This is a genomic window from Flexivirga alba, assembly GCF_042661025.1.
Lineage (GTDB): Bacteria > Actinomycetota > Actinomycetes > Actinomycetales > Dermatophilaceae > Flexivirga > Flexivirga alba.
Genome location: NZ_JBHSWH010000001.1, coordinates 1,706,822 through 1,723,235, shown reverse-complemented (window position 1 = coordinate 1,723,235; position 16,414 = coordinate 1,706,822). Strand labels below are relative to the sequence as shown.

The 16,414-nt window shown below is 66.6% G+C and carries 19 protein-coding genes and 1 riboswitch; of the genes, 7 read left to right on the top strand and 12 right to left on the bottom strand.

The window, feature by feature from the left end; all coding sequences use genetic code 11:
* Positions 1-9 precede the first annotated feature (9 nt).
* The 4 genes from ACFQDH_RS08390 to ACFQDH_RS08375 form a co-directional block, all read right to left on the bottom strand.
* Positions 10-600, bottom strand: a complete 591-nt coding sequence (locus ACFQDH_RS08390) for an NADH-quinone oxidoreductase subunit B (protein WP_382404836.1) — start codon at positions 598-600, stop codon at positions 10-12.
* Between the two features lie 7 nt (positions 601-607).
* Positions 608-1,018, bottom strand: a complete 411-nt coding sequence (locus ACFQDH_RS08385; RefSeq protein WP_382400278.1) for an NADH-quinone oxidoreductase subunit A — start codon at positions 1,016-1,018, stop codon at positions 608-610.
* Positions 1,019-1,210: 192 nt separating this feature from the next.
* On the bottom strand, positions 1,211-2,083 hold the full coding sequence (locus tag ACFQDH_RS08380) for an SGNH/GDSL hydrolase family protein (protein WP_382400276.1): 873 nt from the start codon (positions 2,081-2,083) through the stop codon (positions 1,211-1,213).
* A 161-nt stretch (positions 2,084-2,244) separates the two neighbouring features.
* Positions 2,245-2,649: an NUDIX hydrolase gene (locus tag ACFQDH_RS08375; protein WP_382400274.1), complete on the bottom strand. Its 405-nt coding sequence runs from the start codon at positions 2,647-2,649 to the stop codon at positions 2,245-2,247.
* Between the two features lie 159 nt (positions 2,650-2,808).
* Positions 2,809-2,937: riboswitch (SAM riboswitch) on the top strand.
* 90 nt (positions 2,938-3,027) lie between these two features.
* On the opposite strand from ACFQDH_RS08375, the gene ACFQDH_RS08370 reads away from it, so the two are divergent.
* The 4 genes from ACFQDH_RS08370 to ACFQDH_RS08355 all read left to right on the top strand — a co-directional run bounded on the left by ACFQDH_RS08370 (position 3,028) and on the right by ACFQDH_RS08355 (position 6,814).
* Positions 3,028-4,002, top strand: coding sequence for a MetQ/NlpA family ABC transporter substrate-binding protein (locus ACFQDH_RS08370; RefSeq protein ID WP_382400272.1), 975 nt, complete (start codon positions 3,028-3,030; stop codon positions 4,000-4,002).
* Positions 3,999-5,069 carry a methionine ABC transporter ATP-binding protein gene (locus tag ACFQDH_RS08365; RefSeq protein ID WP_382400270.1) on the top strand — a complete coding sequence of 357 codons (1,071 nt, stop codon included), beginning with the start codon at positions 3,999-4,001 and terminating at the stop codon, positions 5,067-5,069. The genes ACFQDH_RS08370 and ACFQDH_RS08365 overlap by 4 nt, the downstream gene beginning before the upstream one ends.
* Positions 5,066-5,728, top strand: a complete 663-nt coding sequence (locus ACFQDH_RS08360) for a methionine ABC transporter permease (RefSeq protein ID WP_382400268.1) — start codon at positions 5,066-5,068, stop codon at positions 5,726-5,728. The genes ACFQDH_RS08365 and ACFQDH_RS08360 overlap by 4 nt, the downstream gene beginning before the upstream one ends.
* Positions 5,729-5,857: 129 nt before the next feature.
* Positions 5,858-6,814 (top strand): GNAT family N-acetyltransferase, encoded by a 957-nt coding sequence (locus ACFQDH_RS08355; protein WP_382400266.1) that lies wholly within the window; start codon positions 5,858-5,860, stop codon positions 6,812-6,814.
* 2 nt (positions 6,815-6,816) lie between these two features.
* Here the strand turns inward: ACFQDH_RS08355 and ACFQDH_RS08350 are convergent, their stop codons facing one another.
* The 4 genes from ACFQDH_RS08350 to ACFQDH_RS08335 all read right to left on the bottom strand — a co-directional run bounded on the left by ACFQDH_RS08350 (position 6,817) and on the right by ACFQDH_RS08335 (position 10,435).
* Positions 6,817-7,614, bottom strand: a complete 798-nt coding sequence (locus tag ACFQDH_RS08350; protein WP_382400264.1) for an isocitrate lyase/PEP mutase family protein — start codon at positions 7,612-7,614, stop codon at positions 6,817-6,819.
* A 49-nt stretch (positions 7,615-7,663) separates the two neighbouring features.
* Positions 7,664-8,353 carry a hypothetical protein gene (locus tag ACFQDH_RS08345; RefSeq protein WP_382400262.1) on the bottom strand — a complete coding sequence of 230 codons (690 nt, stop codon included), beginning with the start codon at positions 8,351-8,353 and terminating at the stop codon, positions 7,664-7,666.
* A gap of 525 nt (positions 8,354-8,878) precedes the next feature.
* Positions 8,879-9,955: a DNA polymerase IV gene (locus ACFQDH_RS08340; protein WP_382400260.1), complete on the bottom strand. Its 1,077-nt coding sequence runs from the start codon at positions 9,953-9,955 to the stop codon at positions 8,879-8,881.
* Positions 9,956-9,991: 36 nt separating this feature from the next.
* On the bottom strand, positions 9,992-10,435 hold the full coding sequence (locus ACFQDH_RS08335; protein WP_382400258.1) for a carboxymuconolactone decarboxylase family protein: 444 nt from the start codon (positions 10,433-10,435) through the stop codon (positions 9,992-9,994).
* Between the two features lie 161 nt (positions 10,436-10,596).
* On the opposite strand from ACFQDH_RS08335, the gene ACFQDH_RS08330 reads away from it, so the two are divergent.
* Positions 10,597-11,232, top strand: a complete 636-nt coding sequence (locus ACFQDH_RS08330; RefSeq protein ID WP_382400256.1) for a GNAT family N-acetyltransferase — start codon at positions 10,597-10,599, stop codon at positions 11,230-11,232.
* 52 nt (positions 11,233-11,284) lie between these two features.
* Here ACFQDH_RS08330 and ACFQDH_RS08325 read toward each other — a convergent pair whose 3' ends face one another.
* Entirely contained in the window at positions 11,285-11,512 is a 228-nt protein-coding gene (locus ACFQDH_RS08325) for a helix-turn-helix transcriptional regulator (RefSeq protein WP_382400254.1), read from the bottom strand.
* On the bottom strand, positions 11,512-11,925 hold the full coding sequence (locus tag ACFQDH_RS08320; protein WP_382400252.1) for a hypothetical protein: 414 nt from the start codon (positions 11,923-11,925) through the stop codon (positions 11,512-11,514). The genes ACFQDH_RS08325 and ACFQDH_RS08320 overlap by 1 nt, the downstream gene beginning before the upstream one ends.
* Before the next feature lie 191 nt (positions 11,926-12,116).
* On the opposite strand from ACFQDH_RS08320, the gene lon reads away from it, so the two are divergent.
* Together lon and ACFQDH_RS08310 are read left to right on the top strand one after the other, a co-directional pair.
* Complete coding sequence (gene lon, locus ACFQDH_RS08315; RefSeq protein WP_382400250.1) at positions 12,117-14,495, top strand: endopeptidase La; 2,379 nt, start codon at positions 12,117-12,119, stop codon at positions 14,493-14,495.
* A gap of 19 nt (positions 14,496-14,514) precedes the next feature.
* The gene (locus ACFQDH_RS08310; protein WP_382400248.1) at positions 14,515-14,949 is read left to right on the top strand and encodes a CoA-binding protein; all 435 of its coding nucleotides are present in this window, start codon (positions 14,515-14,517) and stop codon (positions 14,947-14,949) included.
* Here the strand turns inward: ACFQDH_RS08310 and ACFQDH_RS08305 are convergent.
* Both ACFQDH_RS08305 and ACFQDH_RS08300 read right to left on the bottom strand, forming a co-directional pair.
* On the bottom strand, positions 14,909-15,763 hold the full coding sequence (locus tag ACFQDH_RS08305; protein ID WP_382400246.1) for a hypothetical protein: 855 nt from the start codon (positions 15,761-15,763) through the stop codon (positions 14,909-14,911). The two genes, ACFQDH_RS08310 and ACFQDH_RS08305, sit on opposite strands and share 41 nt — an antisense overlap.
* Positions 15,764-15,811: 48 nt before the next feature.
* Positions 15,812-16,411 carry an AAA family ATPase gene (locus tag ACFQDH_RS08300; protein WP_382400244.1) on the bottom strand — a complete coding sequence of 200 codons (600 nt, stop codon included), beginning with the start codon at positions 16,409-16,411 and terminating at the stop codon, positions 15,812-15,814.
* Between the last annotated feature and the right edge of the window lie 3 nt (positions 16,412-16,414).

Here is a 16,414-nt window from a genome sequence, read left to right as displayed (position 1 = left end):
GCGGGGACCTCATAGGTCTCGTCGGTCACGCCTTTTCCCCTCAGCGGGAGGCGCGACCAGTGGACGGCTCACCTCGGCGGCCGAGGCCTTGCGCCCGGCATACCCACCGAGCTTGGTGCGCAAGCCCTTGGTCTGCAGCCGCTCGTCGGCGATCTGTTGCTGCAGCACCTGTATGCCGTGCAGCAGCGCCTCGGGACGCGGCGGGCAACCGGGCACGTAGACGTCGACCGGGATCAGCTGGTCGACACCCTTGGTGACGCAGTAGGAGTCCCAGTAGGGACCGCCGGAGTTGCTGCAGGCGCCGAAGCTGATGACGTATTTGGGCTCGGGCATCTGGTCGTAGAGGCGACGGACGGCGGGTGCCATCTTGTCGGTGACGGTGCCGGAGACAACCATCAGGTCAGCCTGGCGAGGGCCGGGCGCGAAGGGGATCACGCCGAGCCGGATGAAGTCGTGGCGGGCCATCGACGCGGCGATGAATTCGATGGCGCAGCAGGCCAATCCGAAGTTGAAGACCCACAGTGAGTAGCGGCGACCCCAGTTGAGGACGATGCGCATCGGCTTCGGTGCGACGGCCTGGCCGACGCCGACACGGGGCATGGGTAGGTCAGTGGTCACTGGTCTGGTCCTCCCTGTCGGCGGCACTGTCCGACCACGTCAGCATGCCGCGCCGAGCGGCGTGCAGCAGGCCGACGAGAACCACCGCGATGAAGATCGCCATCTCCACCAGGCTCGCGACTCCCAGATCGTGATCGCGCAGCACCAGAGCCCACGGGAAGAGGTAGACGGCGTCGACCGCGAAGACGACATACAGGAACGCATAAGTGATGTACCGGAAGTGGGTCTGCGCCCAGCCGCCGCTCGCCGGATCGACGCCCGACTCGTAGGTGGTCAACTTCGCCAGGCTCGGTGCGCTGGGCGCCAACAGCCGCCGAGAGGCCATCGCGGCAACGAAAAGCACCGCTCCGGCGACACCGACGCCGAGCAGCACCAAGTAACCGGTCACTCCCGAGGACACCCGGAGAGCCTAACCAGCAGGCGGGGTCTCGTGCGTGAGGCTCTCCCGGAATGGACGGTACGTCCGGTCTGCAGCGCCGTTTCGGGCATCCTGAGCGCGCCGAGAGGTCGATAGATGTCGTGAGAAAGCTCGCTCACAGCATCTATCGTCCTCTCGTGCTCAACTCCGTCTGTGCCGCCCGGCAGACTTCGGTCAGAGGCCGAGCCGGGCGACGTACTGGTCGGCGTATGCCTGCTCGCCCGCGGCGTTCGGGTGGACCGGCACGTAGTTCGTGCCCCAGAGCGCGGGTTCGACCCACCGAGTGCCGACCGGCTTGCACGCGTCGTGACCGACGGTCGGGGCGGACATGTCCACGTACGTGGCCCCCGTTGCGGCTGCGGCGCGCTGCACCGCACTGTTGAGCGTCGCCTCGATCGAGTTCACGTAGGCGACGTCACCGGATGCGATGGGCATCACGGCGAAGCAACTCGAGTTGTCCGCCGGCATCACGTGCGGGTAGCCGGCGATCGCGACCCGGGCATTCGGCGCCTTTGCCCGCACGGACTTCAGGGCGGAGACGAGGTTCGGGTAGGTGGAGTTGGTGATGCTGTTGGCGAAGCTGTCGCCATACAGCGTCTTGCAGGGGCTGCCGAACCCGAGCGTCGCCATACCCGCACTGCCACACGCAGCGATCATGTTGATGAACGTGTTGTTGTCGTTGCCGCCGATCGTCAGGGTGACCAGATCGGTGGAGGTGCTGAGCGCGTTGAGTTGCGGTGCCACGACGCCGAACTGCTTGCCCGCGAAGTCAGCAGTCGTCGCGCCACCGCACGACACATCAGTGAGCGCGAAACCCTTGGCCGCGGCGATGACGTGCGCGGAGTTCAGCGATGACTGGGTGCACAGGGGCGTGGCATCCGACAGCGGAAGGATGCCGGAGCCGGCGCTGTAGCTGTCGCCCATCGCGACGTAGTTGAGCGGAGCCGCTGAGGCGATGGCTGCCGGCGCGGCGAGTCCGGCGGATGCGACAACGGCTGCTGCGAGTGCGACAGCGGCCCGGCGACGTTGGTGTTTCAAGGGATTCACGGGTCATCCGATCGTTCGAGATCATGCAGGGGCAGGAACTGCAAGGGGACCGTGTCGTCCGGACGACACCCGCGGACGACGCCACAACGGTTGTGACGCACAGCACGCAGGGGCAACTGTGGAGCACAAGTTACCGGCCGGTCAAGACCCTCGGCGCCCGATCAGCGACCAGCACGCAAGGCTGGGAACACGCTGAGCGCGAGCAGCGGCGCGAGATCGGCCGGCGCCTCGGAAGACAAGTCTGGCCAGCGCAGTTCGGCGATTTCGGCGGCAGGCGCCGCCACCGGAACATAGGCGTGCTCGTACACCGTCGCGGTGACTGTGTGGCCGGGCTCGTTGGCGGCATCCGAGCTGAACGTGCCCACCATGCGCAGGTCGTCGGCCCGCACCTGTATGTCGAGCTCCTCACCGACTTCTCGAACGGCCGCGTCGACGGCGTGCTCGCCCGGCTCGAGCTTGCCGCCGGGGAACATGAACATCTCGGTGCCTGACTTTCGGACCGTCAGCACCCGGCCTTCGGGATCCCGGAACACGACAGCGCTGACGACGATCTCCGAACCGGGCACACGCCGAGGCTACCGAGGGTTTGGCGACGGGAAGGACTCGAGTTCCGTCGGCCCGATCAGTCACGGCGGCCCGCCTGCCACGTACGTGAGCCAGGTCACAACGTGGTAGCAACGCTACCGATTTTGACTTATCCGGTAACTACTCCTTATGTTTGAACCAGTCACGAGTCCCAGCGACAAGCCCTGGCTTGCTGGGCGGCAACCCTCACGCACGTGGCGGGGTGCCCCAGGTGAATGACTAGGCCGCAGTGCGCAATCCATCGATTTGCAGTGCGGCAAGCACGGCAGTTCCCCATTGCCCGTCCGCTCGCCGATCGCGTGCGGACGAGTTCGAGCACGGCCGGGCGCATTCGTCATACCAGCGACCCTGAGGACCTCATGCCTGACAAGAACATCCCCGATCCGTCCAACGTCCCGTCCCTGCCGGACCGACCGACTCTGCCGCCGCGTCGCACCCACACCCGACGCAGCTGGATCGGCGCGGCCGTCGTCGGCCTGGTGGTCGGCGGCGGGGGCGGATTCGCAGCCGGTCGCTCGTCGTCCGACAATTCAACCTCCGGCACGAAACTGACCACGGTGAAGATCGGCGTCACCGACGCGGATCAGGACTACTGGACGGTCTTCAAGAAGCTTGCCCGCGATCGCGGCATCAAGGTGCAAACCGTCAACTTCTCCGACTACACCCAGGCGAATCCCGCTTTGGCACAAGGACAACTGGACCTCAACCTCTTCCAGCACCTGGTCTTCCTCGCGACATACAACGACCAGTCCCACGAGACGCTGACCCCGGTCGGATCGACGTATGTCGTGCCACTCAGCCTCTACTCCCGCAAGCACAAGTCGGTGTCGTCGATCCCGGCCGGGGCGAAGATCGCCATCCCGAACGATGCGACCAACCAGGCCCGGGCGCTGCTGGTGCTGCAGAAGGCCGGGCTGCTGAAGCTCAAGGGCGGCGGAAATATCCTGTCGACACCGGCGGACGTCGACAAGGGCGCATCGAAGGTCCAGGTGACCCCGGTCGACGCGTCGCAGACTGTGACGTCACTGTCGTCCGTCGACGGCGCGGTGATCAACAACAACTTCGCGCTGGACGGGAAGCTCGACCCGACGTCGGCGCTCTACTCCGACGACCCGAAGTCGGCGACCGCGCAGCCCTACATCAACGTGATCGTCGCCCGGGAGCAGGACAAGGACAACCCGACGTATGCCGAGTTGGTCAAGCTCTACCAGGACCCGCGCGTCTCGAAGCTCGTCGTCGCCGAGTCCAAGAACACCAGTGTCCTGGTGCGCAAGCCGGCTGCTGCCCTGCGCAAGCTGCTGACCGGTCTGGAGAAGACGGTGGCCTCGAAATGACAGCGACACTGGGACAGACCGTTGAGCCTGAGTCGAACTCGGCGGATGCATTGGTCCGACTGGACGCCGTCAGCAAGGTCTTCGGTAAGGGCGACGACCAGCACCGAGCGCTGTCGGACGTCGACCTGGACATCCGCCGCGGCGAGATCTTCGCGGTGATCGGCTACTCCGGTGCGGGCAAGAGCACCCTCGTGCGGTTGATCAACGGACTGGAGAGAGTCAGCTCGGGCACGGTCACCGTGGACGGGGTCGACATCACCAGCCTGAGCGGAAAACCGTTGCGCGCCATACGACGTCGCATCGGGATGATCTTCCAGCAGTTCAACCTGATGCGATCCCGGACCGTCTTCGGGAACGTCGCCTACCCGCTGCAACTCGCGGGTTTGAGCCGCGCCGAGCAGGAGGACCGGGTGGCCGAGTTGTTGTCGTTCGTCGGCCTGCTGGACAAGGCATGGGCCTACCCGGAGGAATTGTCGGGTGGCCAGAAGCAGCGCGTCGGCATCGCCCGGGCTCTGGCCAGCGAGCCGGACCTGCTGCTCGCCGACGAGTCGACGTCGGCGTTGGACCCCGAGACGACCCGCGACGTGCTCGCCCTGCTGCGGCGGGTCAACGAGGAGCTCGGGATCACCATCGTGGTGATCACCCACGAGATGGATGTGGTGCGAACGATCGCCGACCGCGTTGCGGTGCTGGACGCCGGACGGGTCGTCGAGGTGGGCGCCGTCCGCGACATACTCGGCGCTCCGCAAGCCGAGACCACGCAGCGCTTCGTCGCCGCGACGGTTGGCAATCGGCCGGATGCTGGCCGTTTGCAACAACTTCGGGACACGTATGACGACACGCTCGTCACCGTCGCGGTGAGCGACGAGCGCGCCTTTGGGTCGGTCCTCAGCGCCGCAGCGCGTGACCACGGGGTCGACTTCGAGATCGTGTATGGCGGGATCACTGACCTCAAACACGAGTCTCTCGGGTCGTTCACGCTCGCGTTGCGCGGACCGGACGCCGGAGTGCGCGCGACGGTCGAGGCGTTGAACGCCGCGGGCATCGTGGAGGGGACGAAGCGATGACCACAGACTGGTCGACCTTGTGGCCGACGTTCCAGACCGCGATCTGGCAGACGCTGCTGATGGCGGTCGTGACGATCCTGATCGGCGGGATCCTCGGACTGATCCTCGGCGTCGCGCTCTTCACGACGCGCGGCGGCGGACTGATGGAGAACCGCGCGGTCAACGCTGTGCTGAACGTGCTGGTGAACATCGTTCGCCCGATCCCGTTCATCATCTTCGTGACCGCGGTCGCTCCGCTGACCCTGCGTGCGATGGGATCGACGATCGGCACCAAGGCGGTGCTCTTCCCGCTCGTCATCGCGGCAACGTTTGGAGTGTCTCGCATCGTCGAACAGTCTTTGGTGTCAGTGGATCCCGGTGTCATCGAGGCTGCCGAATCGATGGGCGCGGGACCGGCGCAGATCGTCCGGAGCGTGCTGGTGCCCGAGGCGCTGGGTCCGCTGATCCTCGGCTACACGTTCATCTTCGTCGCAGTCGTCGACATGACGGCGATCGCCGGAGCTGTCGGTGGCGGCGGACTCGGCGACTTCGCGATCACCTACGGCTACCACCGGTTCGACTGGGCAGTCACCTGGGTTGCAGTGGCGGTGATCATCGTGCTGGTGCAGCTCGCGCAGTTCGGTGGTAACGCGTTGGCGCGCAGGGCGCTGCGCCGCTGATATATATCCGTTGCTGCGGCCCTGCGCCGCTTCCTAGAGTGGAATCCCCGACGAGAGAAAGGAGGCGGCGATGACCACTCCACCGGCCGGCCTCCGGAAGCAGGCCGGTTCCTGAACTCGAGGAACTCCATGGCAATCCCAACGACTCTGCATTTCTACTCGCCCACCACCGACGTGGAGGCGATCGATCTCTTGGCGTCGTCACCCACGCCGTTCGATTCACCGACGCAACGTCGTCTCCGTACCGAGCTCCATCTGCTCGACGCGTTCGGCACCGGCCGCCGCCGCCCCGAATGGGTATGGGCCGTTCGGGACGACACCGACAGGCAACTGGGCGTGCTGGCCGCACTCGGCGCGGACCAACCGTCCGATCAGGCCTACGTGCTCGACATCTTCGGGCTGCCCGACGACCCGCAGGTGGCGCTCTCACTCACCGCCCGCGCCACCTCGGCCGTCCTCGCAGCCGGCGCAGAGGAAGCGTGCATCTACGCGCCGCCAGGGACGACCTACGACGCCCCAGCGCTGCGGTTGCTCGCCGACGCGCTCACCGGCGCCGGCTGGCGCTTGTTCGTGGAGCGCCGACACTACGAATTCGAACCGCCGGCGGGCCTCGGTGACGGTCCGACGACGGAGCTGTCGTTCACCGGGGTGACCGACCCCGGTGATCCTGCCCTCGCCGCGTGTCACCGGGAGGTCATGCGCGAGACACTGGACGCCCACGACGCCGATCGCATCACCCGACTCGGTTTCGAAGCTGCCTGCGAGCAGTCCCTCGCAGATCTGTTGGAGGCAGACCCGGTCGAGTGCATTCACTTGGCACGCAACGCTTCCGGTGCAGTCGTCGGCATGGTGTCCGGGCGCGTGTTGCCGACTGGGCGTGCCTTCGTGTTGTTCGTGGGCACAACGCTGGAGCATCGCGGTCACGGCTACGGACGTCAGCTGCTCGCCTGGCAGACCCGCCGGTTGCTCGCCGAACGAGCCACCGTGCTGATCGCCGACACCGACAACGCGAACCTTCCGATGGCACGAGCGTTCGCCGAGGTCGGCTGGCCGCAGACGGAGACCCGGATCGACCTGCGGCGCTGACATCAGCCGAACAGGCTGTTCATCTCGCCCCAACTGCGTGGCCCGGCCAGCTCGTCATACGTGCCGACCTCGAGAAGTTCGCGGGTCGCCCGCTCGACGTGTCCGAAGATCGCGCCGGCAAGTGACGACCCGGCCGACACCCGCCACGCTCCGGCCTTCTTCAGTGCAGGGATGGCCGGAGCGCCGGGACCGGTCAGGATGTTCACCGGTGCGTCGATCGCATCGGTCAATCGCGTCACCTCGTCGAGGTCGGTCACTCCCGGCACGAAGATGCCGCTGGCGCCCGCGTCGAGGTATGCCGCCGCACGTGCCACGGCGTCGTCGAAGTCGGCGGCGCCGAGCAGGTAGCCGTCGGTGCGGGCGTTGAGGTAGAGGTTCACGCCTGCTGCCTCTGCCGCTTCACGGACCACCCGCACCCGATCGGCTGCCTCGTCGGCGGGCCGCAGCGCGCCGTCGAACGCGTCCTCGAGATTGACGCCGACCGCTCCGGCCTCGATCACCAAACGCGTCGTCTCGGCGAGATCCGCTGCGCTGTCACCGAATCCGCCTTCCACGTCGCACGACACCGGCACCTTCGCAACCGCACAGATGCGCTGCAGGTGCTCGAGCATCAGCCCACGGTCGAGCATGTTGCCGTCCTGGGCACCCAGTGACCAGGCAACTGCCGCACTGGAGGTCGCGAGAGCCTTGGCCCCGGCGTGCTGGATCACCGCCGCGGAGGCCGCGTCCCAACAGTTGGGGAGCACGAGGAGGTCGTCGTGGAGGTCGTGGAAGGCGGCTGCGCGTTCGGTCTGTGTCATGGCCTCAACGGTAGAAGGGACGCTGTTCTGCTGCTCGCGAGTTCCGACGTCAAGCACCACATTGCCCGGCGGCGGCCGCGTTGCACAGGATGATGCTCGCCGAGCCGCCGACCCGAAGTTGCAGGAACTTGCCCGGTGACGCGGGCGCCAGTGTGACGACGACCGACTGTCCGACGGCGTAGTTCTTGGCGTCGGACGTTGCCGTCACCGAGCCAGTGCCGCTGGTTGCGGTCATCGCGGTGAGCTTGAACGCCATACTGCCGCGTGGCGCGTTGCCCATGGAGCACGACGGGCAGCGCGTGAGGTCGGGGTAGCTCAGCGTGCCGTTGCCGTGCGCGTCGATGGTCAACCCCGTCTCGTGACCACCCCACGAACCAACCATCGACCCTGTCGACGTCGGTGGTTGTCGCGTCGAGGTGAGCGACGATGTCGGCGCGGTGGGGCTGGCCTGCACCGCACACGGCTGCAGGCCGAGACTCCGCACCACCGACACCGGGACCGCCGCATAACCGTCGATCGGCTGTGGGACATCTCTGTCTCCGCAGAAGGTCACGTTCGTCGGTCCGACCACCGTGCGATTGTCGAGGTTGACGATGACCTCGTCGACATCGCTCGCCGGCTGACCGCTCGGGAGATAGAGGGCGACGGTGGCGCGGACCCACGCCGAATCGACCTGCGAACGTTTGATGTTCGTCGCCTTGCACACCACGTTGCTCGACGCCGCGCGAGGAAGCACCAATGCACAGATGCTGCGAGACAGGGACGGGACGCGTGCCGCCGACGCGGTCGAGACCGACGAGCTCGTCGAGGTGGGAGTCGCACTGGTCACTGACGAGCGAGCCGCGGTCGACGTGCTCCGCGGCGGTCGGGAGATGGACGTCGTCGACGCGACCAGTGGGGAGCTCGTGGTGGACGAAGCGGTGCTCGTGCGCGTGGCGGCGATCGGTGACGTGGACGTTCCGCTGCCGGTCGTCCCTCCGCCGCCACACCCGGACAACGCGAGAGCTGCGGCGCAACAACAGCCCACGAACGCAACGCGCCGACGAGTCAGGTGTCGGGGCGCCGCGTCGTTGCGACACGGTCGACTCGTTCGGACGGAACTCGGATCAACGGGCATGGCGACTCCCGCACAACGTGAGGTGATGAGTTGGCAAGTGGGCGATGACACGCCGGCAGATCGGACCATCGGAATCGGTGCGGAGATCTTATTCGCCCCTCGCCGGCGCTGCGGCTTTATTGAAGTCCGACTCTCCTCACCGAGAGGTCACGGATTGCCACGACGCCCGTGGGTGCGGGGTGCGTCATACCCACCCTCGGGCGGGACCATCTCGCCACGTATCCCGAGCAATCGGACCGGTCGATCGTCGGCGAGCTTGGTGTAGAGCGCGAACGCCGTGTCCACGATCACTGCCGGATCGTATGTCGGCTCCGGGAGCTTGCGGACCCGGGTGAACGTGAAGAACGGCGCGAAGCGGATCTTCAGGTGGACCCGCTGACAGGGGCGTTGCTCCTGCCGCAAGTCCTTCTCGACCAAGGCCGCCAGATCACCCAGCGCCGCCCGGATCGCGTCGGGAGTCGTGAGGTCCTGCTGATAGGTGGTTTCGTGCCCGTGGGCGCGCGCGATCCATGGCGTGTCGTCGACCACCGCGCTACCCGCGCCCCGGCCGAGGCGACCGATGTGCGGACCGGTGTTGGGCCCGAACTCCGCGGCAAGGACGTCGTCTGCGGTGGCGGCGAGATCGTTCACGGTGCGGATGCCGTGTGACTCGAGTCGTTTCGACGTCTGACTGCCGATACCCCACAACGCCTTCACCGGCCGATCACCCATCACCTCCAGCCAGTTGTCGCGGGTCAGCCTGAAGACGCCGCGTGGCTTGCCGAGGTCGGTGGCGACCTTGGCGCGCATCTTGGTGTCGCCCACACCGACGCTGCAATGCAGGCCGGTCGCGTCGAAGACGGCGCGACGCACGGCGTGGGCGGTCTCCATCGGGTCCTCGCTGTCGATGCCGACGAAGGCTTCGTCCCAGCCCAGCAACTCGACAACGGCGCCCGGGAAGTCGCGCAGCGCTTGCATGACTTTCGCTGAAACCGCTTCGTAGACAGGGAAGTCCACCGGAAGGAAGATCGCCTCGGGACAGCGGCGTACGGCGATCTTGAGCGCCATACCCGAGCGGATGCCGAATTCGCGCGCCTCGTAGGACGCGGTCGAGACGACGGCCCGCTCGGTCGGATCGCCGCGGCCCCCGACGACGACCGGCTTGCCCGCGAGCTCGGGGTGACGCTGGATCTCGACGGCAGCAAGGAATTGATCCATGTCGACGTGCAGGACCCAGGCCGTCATGGCGCAAGCCTGCCACGGGCCGGCCCCGCCTGGCGATCAGCGCGTGCCGGCGGTCTGGCGGGTGGTGACGTTGATCCGGTTGAAGAGGTTGGTTGTCGCGATCCAGGCGACGAGCGCGGCGAGAGCCTGCTCGTCGTACCGGTCAGCGACCTCGCCCCAGACGGTGTCCGGGACGGGGTCGAGGCTGTCCGCGATCCGCGTCACGTGCTCGGCGAGCAGCAGCGCCGCGCGCTCGTCGTCGGTGAAGTACGGCGCATCGCGCCAGCCGGCGATCGAGATCAGTCGTTCGTCGCTCTCGCCCGCCTTCTTCGCGTTCTCCATGCCGTACTGCAAGCACCACGAGCAGCCATTGATCTGGCTGACCCGCAGGTGGACGAGTTCCAGCGTCGTGTCCGGCACCCCCTGTCCGCGGACGGACGCGGCCAACGCTTGAATTCCCTTGATACCGGCCGGATCGAGCAGGTAGGCGGGGTTCGTCATACGGGGTTCCATCGGGTGCTCCTTGAAGTTGATCGGTTCGTTCGCAACAGGAGACGTATGGCGACCGAAGAATGTGACACGTGCAGCGGAGTCGTCCGCGGAGGACCCGATCAGTCAGGCGCCTGGATGACCGACATCGCACCTTCTGCGAAGCTGACGTCATGACAATGCGGTGGCCGTTCGACGACCTCATGCTCAGCGCGTCGGGCATCACACTTCGCCCGGTGCGCGACGTCGACCTCGCAGGCTTCGTGGCGATCTTTCCCACCGACTTCGACCTCGACCCGGCCTATCCACCGCTGCCCGGAGTGCCGCCTGCGACCGATCGTGAGCGCCGGCTGGTCCAGAGCATCTGGCGGCATCGCGGATGCTGGTCGGTCGACGACTGGGCCGTCGACTTCGGTGTATGGCGAGACGACGAGCCTCTCGGCATACAGACTCTCGAAGGCACCGACTTCCCACAGAAGCGCACCGTCGACAGCGCATCCTGGATCGCAAAAACGTTCCGTGGCAACGGATTCGGCATACAGGCACGCGAGCTGATGCTTGCGTTCGCATTCGAGCAACTCGGCGCCGAGCAGGCGATCACGTCCGCATTAGTCACCAACGAGGCTTCCCTCGGGGTGAGCCGGCACCTCGGCTATCGAGACACCGCGGTCGAACCGCACGACACCGGAGGTGAAGTCGTCGCACTGCAGCACCTGGCCATGGACCGGCCCGACTGGGTGGCGCAACGCCGAACCACCAGCACTGTCAGCGGTTTTGACCCGTGTCGGCCATTCTTCGGGCTGGGCTGACCGGACGCCAACGATCCAACCGATGACGACCGCACACCCACGTTCAGCCACATCAATCGATCGCCGCATCCTTGACAACCAGCGATCGACCTTCCGGAAAGAAGATCCCCTCGATCGGCTTGTCGAACACCTTCGCGATGCGGAATGCCAGCGGGAGAGACGGGTCGTACTTTCCCGTTTCGAGCGCCACGACAGTCTGGCGGGATACCTCCAGGTGCGCGGCAAGGACCACCTGGGTCCAACTGCGCGCCTCACGCTCGGAACGAATCCGGTTCTCCATCAGGCGGTCGGTGCCTTGACGAGGCGGGTGGTGACCGCCCATGCGAGCAGCCCGACGATGGCGACCGGCCAGCCCCCGGAAACTGAAAGTCCGGCGGCGTCCAGGGTGCCGACCGCGAAGGCGGCGAAAACCGTCGCGGCGAAGCCGACTGCCAGCCCCGGAAAGGCCAGCTTGATCTGGTACTCGTCCAGCTGCCGCATCCGCATCGCGACGACGCCCACCACCCAGGCGAGGAAGAAGAGCGGCAAGGCAGCCCACGCAACACGCCACGAACCGGCCGAATGCCCCCATTGGTCGAGCGCGAGACTGGTCAGCAGGTAGCACGCGAGCCCGGCCCAGATCCGCACTCGGACGCTGCGCCGGCGTCTCAGCTCGACCGGCGTTTCCTCGTCCAAGTCAAGATTCCTTGTCATCTCTGCACGGTATGACGCAGCTCCTGGACCTGTCAAGCACCCTTGACATTCCGATCGCTCGCACCGCCGGGAACAAAACCGCCGCGCGCAGCCTTGAGCGGATAAGACTCAACTTTCGCAGCGACACGACCCGTCCACCGGCACCGGCCGACGAACCCGTTCGTGTCGCCATACGCCTCACAAGGAGAGCGATGACCCGATCAACCCAGCTGCCGGTGCTGTTCCTGCACGACCAGGTGGCACTGCCCGGCATGACCCTGCCCATCGAGCTCGACGACGAGGCACGTGCCGCAGTCGACGCTGCTCGCGCGGCCGACGGTGAGCAGTTGCTGCTCGCACCGCGCATCGACGACAAATACCCGACGGTCGGCGCGGTCGTCACCATCGAGCAGGTCGGGCGTATGCCGAACGGCGAGCCCGCCGCCGTCCTGCGCGCCACCGACCGCGCTCGTATCGGCCGCGGTGTGACCGGACCCGGCGCCGCCCTCTGGGTGGAGGCGGAGCTGGTCGAACCCGGCGCGCCGACCGAGCGCACCCAGGAACTCGCTACCGACTACAAGCGGCTGGTGGTCGCGACCCTCAAGCGCCGCAACGCGTGGCAGGTCATCGATCACGTCGAGTCGACCACCGACCCGCACGCCTTGTCCGACCTCGCCGGGTGGGCGTCATTCCTCTCCCCGCAGCAGCGCGTCCAGCTGCTCGAGGAGACCGACGTCGACAAGCGACTCGAGACCCTCATCAAGTGGACCGGCGATCACCTTGCGGAGCAAGAGGTTTCGGACAAGATCGCCCATGACGTGCGCGACGGCATGGACAAGAGCCAGCGCGAGTTCCTGCTGCGTCAGCAACTCGACGCCATCCGCAAGGAGCTCGGCGAGAACGAGCCCGAAGGCGCTGACGACTACCGGTCGCGCGTCGAGGCGGCCGACCTGCCCGACCCAGTCCGCGAGGCCGCGCTGCGCGAGGTCGGCAAGCTGGAGCGTTCCAGCGAGCAGAGCCCGGAGGGCGGCTGGATCCGCACCTGGCTCGACACCGTCCTCGAACTGCCCTGGAACGACAAGACATCCGACCGCACGGACATCACTGCCGCGCGTGAAGTGCTCGATGCCGACCACCACGGCTTGGACGACGTCAAGGACCGCATCGTCGAATACCTCGCCGTGCGCGGCCGCCGCGCGGAACGCGGCATGGAGGTCGTCGGCGGACGTGGCTCAGGCGCGGTGCTCGCTCTCGTCGGCCCACCCGGCGTCGGCAAGACGTCCCTCGGTGAGAGCGTGGCGCGTGCTCTCGATCGCAAGTTCGTGCGCGTCGCCCTCGGTGGTGTGCGCGACGAGGCCGAGATCCGTGGCCACCGGCGGACGTATGTCGGTGCTCTGCCCGGCCGAATCGTCCGCGCCATCAAGGAAGCCGGCTCGATGAACCCGGTCGTGCTGCTCGACGAGATCGACAAGGTCGGCTCCGACTTCCGCGGTGACCCGGCGGCAGCGCTGCTCGAGGTGCTCGACCCGGCACAGAACCACACGTTCCGCGACCACTACCTCGAGCTCGACCTCGACCTGTCCGACGTGGTCTTCATCGCCACGGCCAACACCCTCGAGACGATCCCGAGCGCGCTGCTGGACCGCATGGAGCTCGTCGCGCTCGACGGTTACACCGAGGACGACAAGGTCGCCATCGCGTCCACGCACCTGCTCCCCCGGCAGCTGGAGCGCGCTGCTCTCACGGCGGACGACGTGACCATCGACGACGCCGCATTGCGTGAGATGGCAGGCAATTACACCCGCGAAGCCGGAGTCCGGCAGATGGAGCGGATGCTCGGCAAGATCCTCCGCAAGGTGGCCACCAATTTGGCGACCGACAAGGCCGAGGCGCCCGTGCAGGTGACCGTCGATGACCTCAAGGACTACCTCGGCCGGCCGCGCTTCACTCCCGAGTCAGCGGAACGCACGGCAGTGCCCGGTGTCGCCACCGGACTGGCAGTGACCGGCATGGGTGGTGACGTGCTCTTCATCGAAGCAGCCAAGCCGGCAACTGTGAAGCTGCAATCCGCCTCTGCTGACATGGAATCCGAGTCCGAGCCGCACCTGACCCTCACCGGACAGCTCGGCGACGTCATGAAGGAGTCCGCTCAGATCGCGCTGTCCTACCTGCGCGCGCACGGGACCGAGCACGGCGTCGACGTATCGACGCTCGCCGGATCGATCCACCTGCACGTCCCGGCCGGCGCAACACCGAAGGACGGACCGTCCGCCGGAGTCACCATGGTGACGGCGCTCGCCTCGTTGGCCACGGGTCGCCCGGTCCGCAGCGACGTCGGTATGACGGGAGAGGTGACCCTGAACGGTCGCGTCCTACCGATCGGAGGCGTCAAGCAGAAGCTGCTGGCTGCCCAACGTGCCGGTTTGACAACGGTTTTCATTCCACAGCGGAACGAACCCGACCTGGACGACGTGCCGGACGAGGTGAAGGCCGCGCTCGACATACGACCGGTGAGTGACGTTGCGGAGATCCTTGAGCTCGCGTTCGAGGATGCCTCGACCGACGGCACCCAGCTGCCGCATGCGGGCTGACCGGACCTAGCGTGAGGTCATGACCGAACGTTGGAGACCACCGACCACCGCAGAGACTCGTGAGGTGTTGCAAACCGCACGGACCATCGCGGTGGTCGGTGTCTCGGACAACCCGGCGCGGCCGAGCCATGGAGTGGCGGCATACCTCATCGAGCACACCGATTACGAGGTGTGGCTGGTGAACCCGAATCTGACCACGCTGTTCGGCCGGACCGTCTATCCGAGTCTTGCCGACCTGCCGTCCGCGCCGGACATCGTCGACGTGTTCCGCCGCGCCAGCGAGTTGCCCGGCATCACCGACGAAGCCATCGCCGCGCGCGCACGAGTGCTGTGGTTCCAGCTCGGCCTGTATGACGAGAACCTAGCAACCGTAGCCACTTCGGCCGGTCTCACGGTCGTGATGGACCGTTGTCTCAAGGTCGAACATCGGGCGCTGGCCGGCCCGGCAGACTAGTCGCGGCATCCCGGCGCGGATCCATCAGATCGATCGTCTGCAGGATCCAGAAGGCTGCGAAGAGACCCAAGAGCGCGATCTCCAGCCCCAGCATCGCGTAGTCCCACGACGTCCGAAAGATCGCGAACCCGACCGCGGCGCAACCCATTCCGATGAGCACCACCCAGTAGGCCTTGTCGAAGCGGGTCCGGCTCACGGCCGTTTTCCGAGCGATCACCCGCACACCCCAGTCGGTGTTGAGCGCCACGACCCCGGCGAACGGCAAGAAGGTGAACAACGCCGCCAGCGCATGCGCGTGGCCGGCGAACGTGGTGCGATCCACCGCCAGCCACACCACCCCGACAACCCACGCGAGTGCGACCGACGCCAGGCCGATCACACTCCAGGCGGTCACGCGCTCGTGCCGGCGCACTCGCCGAACGGCAAACCCCAACACGACGAGGTAGCCGATGCCCAGCACGGTCAGGAAGGTCGCGGCGTTGTTGGTGATCGCGACGACGTCCGGCGACCGCCCACTCTCCGGTGTCGGCACGAACGCCACCATCGGGGCGCTGACCCCTGCGAGTTTGAGGCAGACGTTCTCCGCATCGGTGTAGCCGCGCAGCGCGACAAGACACGCCCCGACGCTCGCCAACACCGCAACGAACACCGGCCCCGCAGGCGTGTAGTAGTAGGCGCTGATCGACGTCTGCCAACCGCCGCGGACCGTCTCGATACCGACCGAGACAGTCAGTGCCAAGAGCAGTGCCAGCAGGCAGGACCGCAAGTAACGGTAGGTCGTCACCTCGGCGGTCATCTCCAGATTGTCTTCCATGTCATCAAGGAGTGCGAGAGACGGCGTGTTGATCCATCCCGGCCGGCATCAGAGCCGAATGTGCCGTATGCCGACGCCGAGGCGACGCAGCTGATAGCGCGCCGGTCGCATCCGCTCGGTCACCAACGGCAGCCCGGCGTCCTCGGCGATCCACTCGACGACCTCGTCGATCGTCAGGTCGTCGGTCGGCACGTGGGTCGCGTAGCGTGCTTCGTTCAGCGCTGAGACACAACGATCGATGTTGCTCAAGGCCCAAGTGTCTTCGTGGCCTCGTAGGGTGGAAAGTCTTGACCTCAAACGCTTTCGGAGCGCCTCGGGTGTCGCAGACAGTGTGTAGTGCCGTATGTCGACACCGCGCTCGCGCAGGCCACCAACTATCTCGTCAAAGTAGTCGTCACGCACGATCGTCATCGGCACGATGACCGGCCCACGAGCCGCACCCTCCGCCTGCTGCAAGACATCACCGACACCAGACCGCCACTGCGGGATGTCCTGGAAGTCGTTGCGTTCGTATGCCGGAAGCATCTTGTGCAGCGCATAACCGAGCAGCTCGGGGTCTGCCACGTGTGCGGTCTCCACGCGACGTTGTAGCTCGTGAGCGGTCTGTGTCTTGCCCGACCCGAACGCCCCGTTGATCCAGATGAGCACGAG

Bases quoted from the DNA above. Each gene is read 5' to 3' on its own strand.
- ACFQDH_RS08340 (WP_382400260.1), bottom strand. From the start codon at position 9,955: ATGACGGCCTGGGTCCTGCACGTCGACATGGATCAATTCCTTGCTGCC.
- ACFQDH_RS08325 (WP_382400254.1), bottom strand. From the start codon at position 11,512: ATGGAGAACCGGATTCGTTCCGAGCGTGAGGCGCGCAGTTGGACCCAG.
- ACFQDH_RS08310 (WP_382400248.1), top strand. From the start codon at position 14,515: ATGACCGAACGTTGGAGACCACCGACCACCGCAGAGACTCGTGAGGTG.
- ACFQDH_RS08390 (WP_382404836.1), bottom strand. From the start codon at position 600: ATGCCCCGTGTCGGCGTCGGCCAGGCCGTCGCACCGAAGCCGATGCGC.
- ACFQDH_RS08330 (WP_382400256.1), top strand. From the start codon at position 10,597: ATGACAATGCGGTGGCCGTTCGACGACCTCATGCTCAGCGCGTCGGGC.
- ACFQDH_RS08335 (WP_382400258.1), bottom strand. From the start codon at position 10,435: ATGACGAACCCCGCCTACCTGCTCGATCCGGCCGGTATCAAGGGAATT.
- lon (WP_382400250.1), top strand. From the start codon at position 12,117: ATGACCCGATCAACCCAGCTGCCGGTGCTGTTCCTGCACGACCAGGTG.
- ACFQDH_RS08305 (WP_382400246.1), bottom strand. From the start codon at position 15,763: ATGGAAGACAATCTGGAGATGACCGCCGAGGTGACGACCTACCGTTAC.
- ACFQDH_RS08350 (WP_382400264.1), bottom strand. From the start codon at position 7,614: ATGACACAGACCGAACGCGCAGCCGCCTTCCACGACCTCCACGACGAC.
- ACFQDH_RS08365 (WP_382400270.1), top strand. From the start codon at position 3,999: ATGACAGCGACACTGGGACAGACCGTTGAGCCTGAGTCGAACTCGGCG.
- ACFQDH_RS08360 (WP_382400268.1), top strand. From the start codon at position 5,066: ATGACCACAGACTGGTCGACCTTGTGGCCGACGTTCCAGACCGCGATC.
- ACFQDH_RS08355 (WP_382400266.1), top strand. From the start codon at position 5,858: ATGGCAATCCCAACGACTCTGCATTTCTACTCGCCCACCACCGACGTG.
- ACFQDH_RS08320 (WP_382400252.1), bottom strand. From the start codon at position 11,925: ATGACAAGGAATCTTGACTTGGACGAGGAAACGCCGGTCGAGCTGAGA.
- ACFQDH_RS08370 (WP_382400272.1), top strand. From the start codon at position 3,028: ATGCCTGACAAGAACATCCCCGATCCGTCCAACGTCCCGTCCCTGCCG.